Below are 14175 nucleotides of genomic sequence, written 5' to 3' on the forward strand. Positions count from 1 at the left end.
TGCGGGTGGCCGACCCTGGGCTGCTCCAGGACAAGGAGTTCGTCCGCTACCTCGTGTCGCGGGGTCTGAGCGGGTTCGGCAGCATGGCGACGTACATCGCGTTGCCGGTCCTGGTCTACCGCACCAGCGACGACCCGGGCCTGACCGCACTGGTCGTCGCGCTCGAGGCGACGCCGTACCTGCTCTTCGGCCTGCTCTCCGGGGCGCTGACGGACCGCTGGAACCGCCAGAGGGTCATGGTCGCCGCCGACCTGCTGAGTGCCGCGCTGCTGCTCACCATCCCGGCCGCCGCCGCGCTCGACGCGCTGACGCTGCCGCACGTCATGGCGGTCGCGTTCCTCGGGCCGACCATCGGGGTGTTCTTCGACGGCGCCGTCTTCGGAGCCATCCCGATGCTCGTCGGGCGGTCCCGGATCGCCGAGGCCAACTCCTACGCATGGAGCCTGCAGAGCGCGATCGAGATCGTGGCCCCCGCAGCCGTCGGTGCGCTGCTCGCCGTGGTCGCGCCTGCGTGGTTGCTGGGCTTCGACTCCGTCACCTTCCTCGTCAGCGCGATGCTGCTGGCGCGCATCGGGCGCCCGATGTGGGACGCCGCGCGACCGCGCGACCCGCTGAGCGTGCGGGTGGTGGTCCGCGACGTCCGCGAGGGCCTCGCCTTCCTCCTCCGGCATGAGGGCGTCCGCTCGATGACCGTGATCGGCACGCTGATGATGATCAGCACGGGCGGCTACATGGCGCTGACCGTCGTCTGGCTCGACCGGGTGCTGGGTCTGGGCACCGAGGGCTGGCGGTTCGGGATCACGTACGTCGCCTGGGCGATCGGCGGCCTGGCCGCCTCCCTGTCCATCCCGCACCTCGTCCGGTTCGTGCGTCCGGCGAGGATCACCCTGGTCGCGGTGCCGATCTCGGCGGCCGTGGGCGTGGTGACCTCCCGCGTCACGCTCTGGTGGCTCGCGGCCCTTCTCTACCTCGTCTGGGCGGCCGCCCTCACCCTGGTCGTCGTCAACTCCATCAGCTATCGCCAGGCCGTCACGCCCGAGCACCTGCAGGGCCGCGTCAACACGGCAGGCCGGATGCTCAGCTGGGGCGTGGGCTGGACGGGCGGAGCGGCCTTGAGCGGCGTCGTCGTGGGTGCCATCGGCGTGCGGCCGACCGGCCTCGCCTTCGCCGGCATCGCGTGTCTCGCGGCCGTGTTCGCCTGGGCCTCGCCGCTGCGGCGCATCGCCGTCGAGCCATCCACAAGCGTGCGGGTCGGCGCGTAGGCTCGCCCCGTGCTGACCACCGACCGCGGGATCCGGGTGCTGGGGCCTGCGGACCTCGACGAGTTCCTGGCGTTGACCGCGCGGGACCCGGTGGCCAACGTGTTCGTCGAGTACCGCGGCCGCAGCACCCGGCTCGACACCCGCTGGCTCGGCGGCGAGGTGTGGGGCAGGTACGACGCCGGCGGCCGCCTCACGTCCGCGTGCCACGTGGGCGCCAACCTGGTGCCGGTCGAGGCCGACGAGGAGGCCGCGCGCGCCTTCGCCGAGCGGGCGCTGGCCAAGCCGCGCACCATCTCGACGATCGTCGGTGCACACGCCGCCGTCGAGGCCTTCTGGGACGTCGTCGGCCCGGAGTGGGAGGACGTGCGCGAGCTGCGCTGGCGCCAACCTCACCTGCTGATCGACCACGACCCTGCGGTCGAGCCCGACCCCGCCGTGCGCCGCAGCGTGCGCTCCGACTTCAACAACCTCTACCCCGCCTGCGTGGCGATGTACGAGGAGGAGATCGGCGTCTCGCCCGAGGCTGCCGGTGGTCGGGAGATGTACCGCGCCCGCGTCCTCCAGCTGATCAGCCGCGGCTGGTCGTTCGCCAGGTACGACGCCGGGCGGGTCGTCTTCAAGGCCGAGGTGGCCTGCGTGTCACCGACCGCCGCGCAGGTGCAGGGGGTCTGGGTGCCCGAGGACCGGCGCGGCGAGGGCCTCGCCACCCGCGGGCTCGCCGCCGTCGTCGAGGTGGTGCGGCGCGAGGTCGCCCCGACCGTGTCCCTCTACGTCAACGAGTGGAACACCCCCGCTCGTGCCGCCTACGCCCGCATCGGCTTCCGCGAGACCGCCCGCTTCTCCACCATCATGTTTTGACCGAGCAGCCGATCCGGAGGAACGAGGGATCGGCGTGGCGAGGTCAGGTCGAGCAGTCCCGCGGCTGAGCCTGCGAAGCCGCGCAAGGGCGTGTCGAGACCCGGCGAGCGTGGTCTCGATTGACCGCTCGCTCCGCTCGCTGCTCGACCACCGGCGGGGGTGTCGAGACCCGGCGAGCGTGGTCTCGACTGACCGCTCGCTCCGCTCGCTGCTCGACCACCGGCGGGGGTGTCGAGACCCGGCGAGACGGGAGCTCGACTGACCGCTCGCTCCGCTCGCTGCTCGACCACCGGCGGGGGTGTCGAGACCCGGTGAGCGTGGTCTCGACTGACCGCTCGCTCCGCTCGCTGCTCGACCATCGACCGTGGCCGTCGCCGGGGCGTCCACCTACGGTGGTCCACATGAGCCTGCCCAAGGACGTCGCCCTGCTCGCGGGCATCTTCGCGGTCTCCGGCGCGATCCACCTGTCGCGCCCGGAGGTCTACGAGCCGCTGATGCCGGCCTTCGTCCCGGCGCACCGCGAGGTGATCCTCGCCTCGGGGGTCGCGGAGCTGGCCTGCGCGGCGGGGCTCGTGCACCCGCGCACCCGGCGGCTCGCGGGCCTGGTCTCCGCGGGGCTCCTGGTCGTCGTCTTCCCCGGCAACCTGAAGATGGCCGACGACGCCCGGCGCAGCCGGAGCACCCGCTTCAAGGCGATCGCCTACGGCCGGCTGCCGCTGCAGGCGCCGATGATCAGGACCGCGTGGCGGGCCGCGCGAGCCACGGCGCCAGGGGGTCCATCAGGCGGTTCGTGACGGAGGGGCGCAGGTCCGGCGCCGGCCCCAGCTTGGATGCGCGCTCGCATTCGGTGCGCACACAACGCACCAGCGCGGTCCGCTTGGTCGTGTGGGTCTGCAGCAGGAGCGTGCGCGCTCGCTCCCAGGTGACCATCCCGAAGTAGTACGGCGCGTCGTAGGTCACCAGGCGCCGCCCCGAGACGCTCCGCACGATGACGCGGTTGGGGCCGAGCCCGTCGGCGAGGAGGTCGACCAGCGCCATCCGCCTGCCGTCGGGGGAGAACTCGTCGACCCGCTCGGTGCACGACCGCGACAGCCGGCTGCTGGGGTCGGAGAGCGAGGAGACGACCGAGCAGCCGCCACGGAACGGATCTGCGTCGAAGACGGCCAACCGGTCGGTGGACAGGTCGGCCTTGTAACCGGCGTCCTTGGCGAGCCGCTCGCGCAGCCCGGTCCCCAGGTCCCAGCGCCAGGTGCGCGCGGGGTTGGTGCTGCCCACGACGCCCACGCCGTCCGCGACGTCGAGGACGGACGCGAAGCCGGGCACGGTGGTCTGTTCCTGGACTGCTCCGGTCATCGCGTCGTGCACCGTGAGCAGCGTCTCCCGGGCCTTGATGCGGGTCTTCGGGACGACAAGCCGGTCGCCCTCGGTCGCCAGCACGGTTGCGTACGCCTCCTGGCTGCGCAGCAGCATCGTCGCGGACCCGTCGCCGTCGACCCGCCACACCTTGGGCGTGCGCGCGTCCTGGCTGCTCCAGACCACGAAGCCGTCGCCCGACCGGCCGACCATGACGGCGTTCGGAGCCGGCAGGGGGAGTGTCCGGTCGCCGTCCACGATCCTCCCGTTGCGGATCATCGGGATCGACGCATCCTCGCCCCGCGAGAGCTCGGTCGGGTCGACGGTGATCGTCGGTGCAGCCGCGGCCGCAGCGTGAACCACCGTCACCGGGGCGGCGAACGGCAGGGTCAGCGCCGCGAGCACCGACGGCAAGAGGTGGCGCAGACGCATGGTGACTCCCAGCTGCCTGTCAAGACCGGACTGTTCGAGCCTACTCGTCGAAGGACGTGGCGCCCGACGGTGCGCTCACGGTGTCTTGTGCGCCTTGATCGCCGTCGCCCTCTCGCAGCCGCCGGAGTCGCAGCGGACGACGGCTCCCTTGGTCTTGGCGAAGGTGTCGGCGAGCACGTGCGTGCCGTCCTCGAACCAGATACGGCCGAAGTACGCCGGCGCGTCGTACACGCCCAGCTTCCTGCCGCTGATCTTGCGCAGCGTGAACCGGTTCGGGCCGATGCCGTCGGCCAGGATGTGAGTGGTCGCGATGCGCGTGCCGTCCGGCGACCAGGCCTCGACCGCTTCGGCGCACGAGCGCCACACGACCTTGCTCGGGTTGGAGAGCCTCGACACCGCCGTGCAGCCACCCTGGTAGGGGTCCTTGGTGAACGTCGCGAGCCGGTCGGTCGCGAGGTCGGCCTCGTAGCCCGCCTGCTCCAGCACGCGGACGGTCTTGTTGCCCAGCACGTCCCAGGCCTGGGTCCCGACGGGAGCGGACCCGCCGACGATCGCGACGCTTCCGTCGTAGTCGAGGACCCTTCCGTAGCCGTCGATCTGAGTCTTCAGCGTGACGTCACCGGTGCCGGCGTCGTACCGGCGCAGCACGGTGCTGCCGGTCGGCCGCGGGCTCCTGGAGGACTTCGAGGCAACGAAGGAGGTGCCGTCGTCCGACAGGGTCGCGTCGCTGAGCGAGCCACCGCGCACGAGCGTCTTGCGGGCACCCTGGGGAGTCACGCGCACCACGACCTCCTTGTCGCGCTTGGAGTCGTAGCCCTGGACGAGGTAGCCGTCGAGGACCTTCCCGACGATCCTGGTGACGCCCTTGGGCAGGTCGACGCTGATCTCGCCGTCGACGAGCACCTGCCCGACGACGTACGGCGTAGCGGGCGCGGCGCCCTTGCTCAGCTTGCTCAGCACGATCTTCTCCGGGGCTGCTGCGGCGGGGCTCACGGTGCTGCCGAGCAGGGCGGTGGTGATCAGTGCGGTGGTGATCAGGGCGGCGAGTGGGCGCCAGGACGGGCTCTTCATGGGTGATGGCTCCGGGTGCGTAGGTGGCTTGGTCGGGTCAGGTGTCTCCAGGGGCGACGTGAGGTAGACGCAACACCTCTACCCGAGGTTGCTCGATCGGCGCCACCATTTCGGCGCGGCGCGCTGTCCGCGGGCGTACGCGCCGCAGACGCGTAACCGAATCGCGGTGGCCCGCCGCCGCGCCGTAGCCTTGCCGCATGATCCTTCGGATGTCGACGCTCTTCGTGCGCACCCTGCGCGAGGACCCCAACGACGCGGAGGTGCCCAGCCACCGGCTGCTCGTCCGTGCCGGCTACATCCGGCGCGTCGCGCCGGGCATGTACACCTGGCTGCCGCTGGGACTGCGGGTGCTGCGCAAGATCGAGCAGATCATCCGCGATGAGATGAACGCGATCGGCGCCCAGGAGCTGCTGTTCCCCGCGCTGCTGCCGCGCGAGCCCTATGAGGCGACCGGCCGCTGGACCGACTACGGCGACGGCATCTTCCGCCTGAAGGACCGCAAGGGGGCCGACTACCTCCTGGGGCCGACCCACGAGGAGATGTTCGCGCTCATCGTCAAGGACCTCTACTCGTCCTACAAGGACCTTCCCCTGTGGATCTACCAGATCCAGACGAAGTACCGCGACGAGGCACGACCCCGTGCCGGCGTGCTCCGCGGTCGTGAGTTCGTGATGAAGGACTCCTACTCGTTCGACGCCACCGACGCCGGGCTGGACGTGTCCTACCAGGCCCACCGTGACGCCTACATCCGGATCTTCGACCGACTCGGCTTCGAATACGTGATCGTCAAGGCGACGTCGGGCGCCATGGGCGGGTCGAAGTCGGAGGAGTTCCTCGCCAAGGCCGCCGTGGGGGAGGACACCTACGTCCGCTGCACCAGCTGCGACTACGCCGCCAACGTCGAGGCGGTCGCCACCCGCCCGCCCGCGCCCGTGGCGTACGACGGCGTGCCCGCCGCGCACGCGGAGGAGACGCCCGACACCCCGACCATCGACACGCTGGTCGACCACCTCAACGAGAAGAGGCCGCGCGACGACAGACCCTGGGCGGCGGGCGACACGCTCAAGAACGTGCTCGTGGTCATCAAGCACCCTGACGGCACCAAGGAGCCGCTGGCGATCGGCGTGCCCGGCGACCGCGAGATCGACCTCAAGCGCCTCTCCGGCCAGCTCGAGCCGCTCGAGGTCGAGGCGATGGACGAGGATGAGCTGCGCAAGCACCCCACCCTCGTCAAGGGCTACATCGGCCCCGGCGCCCTCGGCTCGGACGGCACCTCCGGCATCCGCTTCGTCGTGGACCCCCGCGTCGTCGAGGGCACCCGTTGGGTGACCGGCGCCAACGTCGAGGGCCAGCACGTCCTCGACCTCGTGGTCGGGCGGGACTTCACGCCCGACGGCACCATCGAGGCCGCCGAGGTCCGCGACGGCGACCCCTGCCCCAACTGTGACGACGGGGTGCTCGAGAGCGCGCGCGGCATCGAGATGGGCCACATCTTCCAGCTCGGCCGCCTCTACGCCGACGCGCTCGGCCTCCAGGTGCTCGACGAGAACGGCAAGCTCGTCACGGTCACGATGGGCTCCTACGGCATCGGACCCTCACGGGCCGTCGCCGCGATCGCCGAGAACACCCTCGACGAGCTGGGGCTGTGCTGGCCGCGCGAGGTCGCGCCTGCCGACGTGCACGTCGTTGCGACCGGCAAGGACGAGGCCGTCTTCGAGGCGGCCGCGTCGCTGGTCGCCGACCTGAGCGCCCGTGGGGTCGAGGTGATCTACGACGACCGTCCCAAGGTGAGCCCGGGAGTGAAGTTCAAGGACGCCGAGATCCTGGGCGTCCCGACCATCGTGACCGTTGGTCGCGGCCTCGCGGACGGGGTGGTGGAGGTCAAGGACCGCCGGTCCGGTGAGCGCACCGACGTCGCGGTCGCCGAGGCGGCCGCCTACTTGGCGAGCCTGGCCGGGAAGGGCTAGCCGGTGGAGGGGCTCGACGCCGTCATCTTCGACTGGGGCGGCACCCTCAACCGGTGGCACGACATCGACTTCCACGAGGAGTCGTTCGCCCTGGCCCAGGCCGTGGGTGCCGCGGGCGACCACGACCACACGGTCAACGCGGCGGCCCTGCACGCCGCCGGCCAGACGGTCTGGGGCTGGTCGCGCGACCACCAGCGCAGTGCGACCATCGAGGACCTCTTCGCGGAGGCCGGCCTCGAGCACGATCCCGAGCTCCTGACGGCGTACTTCGAGTTCTGGGAGCCCTACACGCTCACCGACCCCGACGTGCTGCCGATGTTCGAGGAGCTCCGGGCCGAGGGGCTCAAGGTCGGCATCCTCTCCAACACCATCTGGCCGCGCGAGTGGCACCACCGCATCTTCGAGCGCGACGGGTTGATGCCGCTGATCGACGGCGACGTCTACAGCTCGGAGATCCCCTGGACCAAGCCGTCGCCGATGGCCTTCCAGGCGGCGATGGACGCCGTGGGCGTCCAGGACCCCGGCCGCTGCGTGTACGTCGGCGACCGCCTCTTCGACGACATGTGGGGTGCCCACAGCGCCGGGATGCTGGCCGTCCACGTGCCGCACAGCAACATCCCGGCCGTGCAGATCGGGCACACCGAGGGTGATCCGGACGGCGTCGTGCAGCGTCTCGCAGACGTTCCCGCGGTGCTGCGTCAGATCACCGGGCGCATCCGCCCCACCTGACCCAGGCCCTGTCCTGCATGGCCACGGCGCCAGTTCGCAATAGTGCATTGAGCGCATCTTCTGCAGGTTGTTGCAGTGCGAAAAGGTGAGGAACTGTTCTGCTCGGATCCCCCCTTGAGCGCATGCATACTTTTGCAAGAGGTTCCGAAGGGATGCTGGCCCGGACGAACCCAGCGCCGTACGACCAGGGTCTTTGCTGACAGACCCGCATATCGGTCCGCGACCTTGTCAGTCCGGGGGAGATCTCGGGACTTCCCCGGAAGGCAAGCTCGCGGACCGCTGTGTGAACGATCCCTCGACAGGCCCCGAGCATCGCTCGGGGCCTGTCGCCATTTGCGTGCTGCCCGCGGATCTTTGACCTTCGGGACCTGAACAGCCGGCTGGTGGACTGCAAGTACCTCGGCATCGCGACCTTCCCCTGGGACTACGCCCGCACAGGCGGGACCGACCACCGGCTGCCCGAGGGCGCGGAGCAGCAGATGTTCGGCGCCTACGCGCCTGAGGATCGACTCAGGAGCTGATGAGGTCGGCGGCGCCCGGGAGGATCCCGGGTGCCGCTCCCATGTCCACCTGCCGCACGGCGGCCCCCATGAGGGCGGTGACCGCCCAGCGGCGCTGGTCGCCGACGGTCTCGGCGACCAACGCGGCGTACGTCGCCGCGCACCCGTCCTCGAGCGCGGCTGCCGCGGCCCCGATCGCCTCGGGGGTGTCCAGGTCGTCGGGTGCGTCGTAGGCCACCTCGCTGGCCACCGGCTCGACGCCCAGGTCCCTGAGGGTCCGGGTCAGCTGGTCGCGTTGCGACCGGTGCGTGACGTAGGCGTCGCGCACGGCGGCATACAACGTGGGGGTCGCCGACTGGGACGTCCGGCCACCGAGGGCGCCGTAGATGTAGACGGCGGCGTGCTCGGCGGCCAACGTCTCCTGGAGCGCGTCGACGGCCGTCATGGCGCCTCCGGCAGCGCGGCCAGGTGCGCTGCGACACCCGCACCCATGCTCGCGAGCATCCGGGCGAAGGCCCCGCTCGCTGCCCGCACGGACGTGCGACCCAACATCCGCTGGTGGCTCGCCTCGGCGCCGCGGACCTGGGTGAGCGCCGCCGCCGGCCCGTCCGGGGTGATCGGGACACCCGTCGGCACGGCGTCCGACCCCGGTCCGACCTGGTCGAGCAACGCGAGGTGGGCCTCGTGCATCGCCTGCAGCCCGGCCAGCGGCCGGCGGAGGCGCGGGTAGCGCGACCGTGCTGCCTCCACCAGCCCGAGGATGCCGAGCACGCTGAGCCGGAGCCGGTCGCCGAGCTCGACGTCGGCGTCCTCCGACACCGCTGAGGGGACACCGGACGTCGGTGCTGGAGCCGGTTCCCGCTCAGCTCGCGGGTCGAGGTCGCAGCCGGCGAGCAGCGCCGCTCCGCCCCCTGCCAGCACGACCCTTCGGGTGGCGGTACGGCGGGACGCGAGCACCCGCCGACCCTACCCACGACGTGCCGGGGCGACCGCTATCGTGGGTCGTTGACAACAGCACACAGGAGGTCGGAGCACATGAGCCGAGCACCGGACGCGGTTCGCGACCGGATCGCGCAGGAGCTGACCGGACCCCTGGGTGCTCTCGGCCTAGACGTCGAGGCCGTCGAGGTCACCCCCGCTGGCAAGTACCGGGTGCTGCGCATCGCGATCGACGGCGACGAGGGGGTCTCCCTCGACACCATCTCCGACGCGACCCGGGCCGTCACCGAGACGCTCGACGCCTCCGACGTGATGGGCGAGCTGCCCTACACCCTGGAGGTGACCTCCAGAGGTGTCGACAGGCCCCTGACCCTGCCGCGTCATTGGCGCCGCAACGTCAGCCGGCTCGTGAAGGTCTCGCTCGTCGAGGGTGGTTCCGAGCACGAGGTCACCGGCCGGATCACCCGGGCCGACGAGGAGTCCGCGGTGCTCGACGTGGACGGCACCGAACGCGTGCTCGCGTACGACGACGTGGCCAGCGCCCTGGTCCAGATCGAGTTCGACCGTCGAGGAGACAACTGACCATGGACATCGACCTGAGCATCCTGCGGATGCTGGAGCGCGAGAAGGAGATCTCGTTCGAGGTCCTCGTCGAGGCGATCGAGCAGGCGCTGCTGACGGCGTACCACAAGACCCCGGGGGCGCAGGAGCACGCGCGCGTCGTGCTCGACCGCAAGTCCGGCCACGTGACCGTGTTCGCCTCCGAGCTCGACGACGAGGGCGAGGTGGTGGGGGAGTACGACGACACCCCTGACGGCTTCGGCCGCATCGCGGCCACGACGGCCAAGCAGATCATGCTACAGCGGCTGCGCGACGCCGAGGACGACGTGCGCTTCGGGGAGTTCTCGGGCAAGGAGGGCGACCTGATCTCCGGCGTCATCCAGCAGGGCCGCAACCCCGACGACGTGATGATCGACCTGGGCAAGCTCGAGGCGATCCTCCCCGTGGGCGAGCGCGTCCCCGGCGAGCGCTACCAGCACGGCGAGCGCATCAAGACGCTCGTCGTGTCGGTCCGCAAGGGCATGCGCGGCCCCCAGGTCACCCTGTCGCGGTCGCACCCCAACCTCGTGAAGAAGCTCTTCGCGCTCGAGGTGCCCGAGATCGCCGACGGCACCGTCGAGATCGCCGCGATCGCCCGCGAGGCCGGTCACCGGACCAAGATCGCGGTCAAGTCCACGGTCCCGGGGGTGAACGCCAAGGGCGCCTGCATCGGCCCGATGGGCCAGCGGGTGCGCAACGTGATGTCCGAGCTGCACGGCGAGAAGATCGACATCGTGGACTGGGCCGACGACCCGGTCCAGCTCGTGGCCAACGCCCTGTCGCCGGCGCGGGTGACCGCCGTCGAGGTGCTCGACGCCGACGGCCGCTCCGCGCGGGTGGTCGTGCCCGACTTCCAGCTCTCGCTCGCCATCGGCAAGGAGGGCCAGAACGCCCGCCTGGCCGCCCGCCTCACCGGCTGGCGCATCGACATCAAGTCCGACGAGGCAAGCTGACCGCGAGGAACGAGCGGTCGGCGCCGCCTCGAGGAGGTTGTGTAGCCCTCGCGGCTGAGGCACGAGGCCGCGAACAGGGCGTCTCGAAACCCGGTGAGACGAAGGCTGACGACGGGGACGCCACGCAGGCAGCCGGTTAGGCGTTCAACCGCCCCATGACTAGACTGGTGACAGTGGCTCGTACATCGATGCGTCCTGCCCTGATCGTGGGGGAGGGCCCCGTCCGCACCTGCGTCGGGTGTCGTGCGCGGGCCGCGAAGAGCGAGTTGTTGCGGGTGGTCTCCGGCAGGGACACGCACGGCCAGGCGGCCGTCGTACCCGATCCGGATGCCACCGCGCCGGGCCGTGGGGCGCACCTGCACCCCACGTCGGCGTGTTACGACCTCGCGGTGCGGCGGCGAGCGTTCGCCCGGGCCCTCCGGTCCGACGAGCGGCTGGCCACCGAGCCGGTGGGGGACTACCTCGCGTCGCTCGCAGCAGCACCCAGCACCTGAAGCATCAGCACCTGAAGCAACACCGACCAGAGACTGGAGCAGCAGCTCATGAGCACTCGATGAGTAACTCCCGATGAGTTTGCACCACCCATAACGGTCTCGAGCCCCGCCCGACAATTCGGGCACCAGAACCGGGTCTCGAGCCAGAAGGAGAAACGTGGCTAAGACCCGAGTTCACGAACTCGCCAAGACTTACGGCATCGAGAGCAAGGATGTGCTCGAGAAGCTGAAGGAGATGGGCGAGTTCGTCAAGTCGCCCTCCTCGACGATCGAGCTTCCCGTCGAGATGCGGTTCAAGAAGATGTACGGCGAGGCGCTCTTGGCCTCCCAGAAGCCCGCCGACAAGCCGGCCGACGCACCCGCGGCCGCGCCGGCCAAGCCCGCGGCCAAGAAGGCCGCAGCGCCCGCACCCGCGGAGACCGAGGCCCCGAGCGGCGCCGCTGCACCCGCGGCTCCGAAGCCCGGCCCGGCCAAGGCCGCCGAGCCGGCCCCCGAGCCGGTGGTCGAGCAGGCTGCCCCGGCCGCTGAGGTCGTCGAGTCCACCGAGGCTCCCGAGGCACCGGCTGCGAAGGGCGACGACGGCAAGTCGCCGGCCCCGCGCCCGGTCGGCCGACCAGGTGCCCCGCGCCCCGGCAACAACCCGTTCGCCTCCTCGCAGGGCATGGGCCGTCGGCCCGCGCCCGCTCCCGGCACGCCGGGCGACGCGGCGATCCCGCGTCCGCCGGCCGCCCGTGAGGGCGGCGCGGCCGCACGACCCGGCATGCCCAGGCCCAACCCGGCGATGATGCCGAAGTCGCCTGGTCAGTTCGGTCCCGCCGGTCGCGGTGGCCCCGGTGGTGCCGGCGGTCCCGGCCGTCCCGGCGGTGGTCCGGGCGGACGCGGCGGCGCTCCCGCGCGCGGTGGCGCTCCGGGACGCGGTGCTCCCGCCGGTGCCGGCGCAGGTGCTCCCGGTCGCGGCGGTCCCGGCTTCGGCGGTGGACCCGGTGGCGGACGTGGTCGTCCCGGCCAGCGCGGCCAGACGCAGGGCGCGTTCGGCCGTCCCGGCGGCCCGTCTCGCCGTGGACGCAAGTCGAAGCGCGCGCGTCGTCAAGAGTTCGAGCAGATGGAAGCCCCGACGATCGGCGGCATCCGCGTCCGCAAGGGCAACGGCGAGACCGTCCGCCTGGCGCGCGGCGCCTCTCTGACCGACTTCGCCGAGAAGATCAACGTCGACGCCGCTTCGCTGGTGCAGATGCTGTTCTCCCTGGGGGAGATGGTGACCGCGACCGAGTCGGTCAACGACGCCACCCTCGAGCTGCTGGGCGAGGAGCTCAACTACATCGTCGAGGTCGTGTCCCCCGAGGACGAGGACCGCGAGCTGCTCGAGTCCTTCGACCTCGAGTACGGCAGTGACGAGGGCGACGAGAGCGACCTGGTCATCCGGCCGCCGGTCGTCACCGTCATGGGTCACGTCGACCACGGAAAGACCAAGCTCCTCGACGCGCTGCGCGACGCCAACGTCGTCGACAAGGAGGCCGGTGGCATCACCCAGCACATCGGTGCCTACCAGGTCCACACCGAGGTCGACGGCAACGACCGTCGCATCACCTTCATCGACACCCCGGGTCACGAGGCGTTCACCGCCATGCGTGCGCGTGGTGCGCAGGCCACCGACATCGCGGTGCTGGTGGTCGCGGCCGACGACGGCGTGATGCCGCAGACGGTCGAGGCGCTCAACCACGCGAAGGCGGCCAACGTGCCGATCGTCGTGGCGGTCAACAAGATCGACAAGGAGGACGCCGACCCGACCAAGGTGCGCGGTCAGCTCTCCGAGTACGGCCTGGTGCCCGAGGAGTACGGCGGCGACGCGATGTTCGTCGACGTGTCGGCAAAGGCGGGGCTCAACCTCGACAAGCTGCTCGAGGCGATCATCCTGACGGCGGACGCATCCCTGGACCTGCGGGCCAACCCCCACCAGGACGCCCAGGGCCTGGTCGTCGAGGCCCACCTCGACCGCGGTCGCGGTCCGGTGGCCACGGTGCTCATCCAGCGCGGCACGCTGCGCGTGGGCGACACGATCGTCGCGGGCCCGGCCTACGGCCGCGTCCGCGCGATGCTCGACGAGCACGGCGGCAACATCGAGGAAGCCGACCCGTCGCGTCCGGCCATGGTGCTCGGCCTGACGTCGGTCCCAGGCGCCGGGCAGAACCTGCTGGTGGTCGAGGACGACCGCACGGCACGCCAGATCGCCGACAAGCGCGAGGCTCGCGAGCGGGCGGCCAACCAGGCCAAGCGCCGCGTGCGTCGTACGCTCGAGGACTTCATGGCCTCCATGGAGAAGGGCGAGAGCCAGGAGCTCAACCTCATCCTCAAGGGCGACGTGTCCGGTTCGGTCGAGGCGCTCGAGGACGCGCTGTCGCAGATCGACGTGGGCGAGGAGGTCAGCCTCCGGGTCATCGACCGCGGTGTCGGTGCGATCACCGAGACCAACGTCGACCTCGCGGCCGCCTCCGACGCGATCATCATCGGCTTCAACGTCCGCCCGCAGGGCAAGGCGACCGAGATGGCCGACAAGGAGGGCGTGGAGATCCGGTACTACACCGTGATCTACCAGGCCATCGACGAGATCGAGGCCGCGCTCAAGGGCATGCTCAAGCCGGAGTTCGAGGAGAACGTGCTCGGGCAGGCGCAGATCCGCGAGATCTTCCGCTCGTCCAAGCTCGGCAACATCGCCGGCTGCATGGTCACGTCGGGCACGATCCGCCGCAACGCCAAGGTGCGCCTGCTGCGCGACGGTGCCGTGGTGGCCGACAACCTCGACCTGGCGTCGCTGCGCCGGGAGAAGGACGACGCGTCCGAGGTCCGTGAGGGCTTCGAGTGCGGTCTGGTCCTGCGCAACTACCAGGACATCAAGATCGACGACGTCGTCGAGGCGTTCGAGATGCGGGAGATCCCGCGCAGCTGAGCACGTTGAGCTGGCCCTCCGGGCCCCTCGAGTCGGCCCTCCGGGCCCCTCGAGGGCCCGGACGGCCGGCTCG

At 71.1% G+C, this 14175-nt stretch carries 14 protein-coding genes; 10 read left to right on the top strand and 4 right to left on the bottom strand.

Annotation, left to right across the window (positions count from 1 at the left end; translation table 11 throughout):
- Nucleotides 1–5 precede the first annotated feature (5 nt).
- From ABD295_RS03335 to ABD295_RS03345, 3 genes are all read left to right on the top strand, one after another.
- Nucleotides 6–1262: an MFS transporter gene (locus ABD295_RS03335; RefSeq protein WP_344302192.1), complete on the top strand. Its 1257-nt coding sequence runs from the start codon at nucleotides 6–8 to the stop codon at nucleotides 1260–1262.
- Nucleotides 1263–1271: 9 nt separating this feature from the next.
- Entirely contained in the window at nucleotides 1272–2120 is an 849-nt protein-coding gene (locus ABD295_RS03340) for a GNAT family N-acetyltransferase (RefSeq protein WP_344302193.1), read from the top strand.
- A gap of 401 nt (nucleotides 2121–2521) precedes the next feature.
- A complete protein-coding gene (locus ABD295_RS03345) occupies nucleotides 2522–2914 on the top strand; it encodes a DoxX family protein (RefSeq protein ID WP_344302194.1) in 393 nt (130 codons plus the stop codon).
- On the opposite strand, the gene ABD295_RS03350 is transcribed toward ABD295_RS03345, so the two are convergent.
- Nucleotides 2853–3905 (bottom strand): hypothetical protein, encoded by a 1053-nt coding sequence (locus ABD295_RS03350; protein ID WP_344302195.1) that lies wholly within the window; start codon nucleotides 3903–3905, stop codon nucleotides 2853–2855. The two genes, ABD295_RS03345 and ABD295_RS03350, sit on opposite strands and share 62 nt — an antisense overlap.
- Before the next feature lie 75 nt (nucleotides 3906–3980).
- Nucleotides 3981–4976 (bottom strand): hypothetical protein, encoded by a 996-nt coding sequence (locus ABD295_RS03355; RefSeq protein ID WP_344302196.1) that lies wholly within the window; start codon nucleotides 4974–4976, stop codon nucleotides 3981–3983.
- Between the two features lie 197 nt (nucleotides 4977–5173).
- Between ABD295_RS03355 and ABD295_RS03360 the strand changes: the two genes are divergently transcribed.
- The 3 genes from ABD295_RS03360 (at nucleotide 5174) to ABD295_RS03370 (ending at nucleotide 8193) form a co-directional block, all read left to right on the top strand.
- A complete protein-coding gene (locus ABD295_RS03360; RefSeq protein WP_344302197.1) occupies nucleotides 5174–6943 on the top strand; it encodes a proline--tRNA ligase in 1770 nt (589 codons plus the stop codon).
- Nucleotides 6944–6946: 3 nt separating this feature from the next.
- A complete protein-coding gene (locus tag ABD295_RS03365) occupies nucleotides 6947–7672 on the top strand; it encodes an HAD family hydrolase (RefSeq protein WP_344302198.1) in 726 nt (241 codons plus the stop codon).
- A gap of 383 nt (nucleotides 7673–8055) precedes the next feature.
- Entirely contained in the window at nucleotides 8056–8193 is a 138-nt protein-coding gene (locus ABD295_RS03370) for a hypothetical protein (RefSeq protein ID WP_344302200.1), read from the top strand.
- On the opposite strand, the gene ABD295_RS03375 is transcribed toward ABD295_RS03370, so the two are convergent.
- Nucleotides 8183–8617 (bottom strand): ferritin-like domain-containing protein, encoded by a 435-nt coding sequence (locus ABD295_RS03375; protein ID WP_344302201.1) that lies wholly within the window; start codon nucleotides 8615–8617, stop codon nucleotides 8183–8185. The two genes, ABD295_RS03370 and ABD295_RS03375, sit on opposite strands and share 11 nt — an antisense overlap.
- On the bottom strand, nucleotides 8614–9129 hold the full coding sequence (locus ABD295_RS03380) for a hypothetical protein (RefSeq protein ID WP_344302202.1): 516 nt from the start codon (nucleotides 9127–9129) through the stop codon (nucleotides 8614–8616). The genes ABD295_RS03375 and ABD295_RS03380 overlap by 4 nt, the downstream gene beginning before the upstream one ends.
- 78 nt (nucleotides 9130–9207) lie before the next feature.
- Here ABD295_RS03380 and rimP point away from each other — a divergent pair, with 78 nt between their 5' ends.
- The 4 genes from rimP to infB all read left to right on the top strand — a co-directional run bounded on the left by rimP (nucleotide 9208) and on the right by infB (nucleotide 14102).
- Nucleotides 9208–9693 (top strand): ribosome maturation factor RimP, encoded by a 486-nt coding sequence (gene rimP, locus ABD295_RS03385; protein WP_344302203.1) that lies wholly within the window; start codon nucleotides 9208–9210, stop codon nucleotides 9691–9693.
- Between the two features lie 2 nt (nucleotides 9694–9695).
- Nucleotides 9696–10664, top strand: a complete 969-nt coding sequence (nusA, locus tag ABD295_RS03390) for a transcription termination factor NusA (protein WP_344302204.1) — start codon at nucleotides 9696–9698, stop codon at nucleotides 10662–10664.
- A gap of 173 nt (nucleotides 10665–10837) precedes the next feature.
- Nucleotides 10838–11158 carry a YlxR family protein gene (locus tag ABD295_RS03395; RefSeq protein ID WP_344302205.1) on the top strand — a complete coding sequence of 107 codons (321 nt, stop codon included), beginning with the start codon at nucleotides 10838–10840 and terminating at the stop codon, nucleotides 11156–11158.
- A 157-nt stretch (nucleotides 11159–11315) separates the two neighbouring features.
- Nucleotides 11316–14102, top strand: a complete 2787-nt coding sequence (gene infB, locus ABD295_RS03400; protein WP_344302207.1) for a translation initiation factor IF-2 — start codon at nucleotides 11316–11318, stop codon at nucleotides 14100–14102.
- Nucleotides 14103–14175 lie beyond the last annotated feature (73 nt).

It is taken from the genome of Nocardioides bigeumensis, assembly GCF_039531755.1.
GTDB lineage: Bacteria > Actinomycetota > Actinomycetes > Propionibacteriales > Nocardioidaceae > Nocardioides > Nocardioides bigeumensis.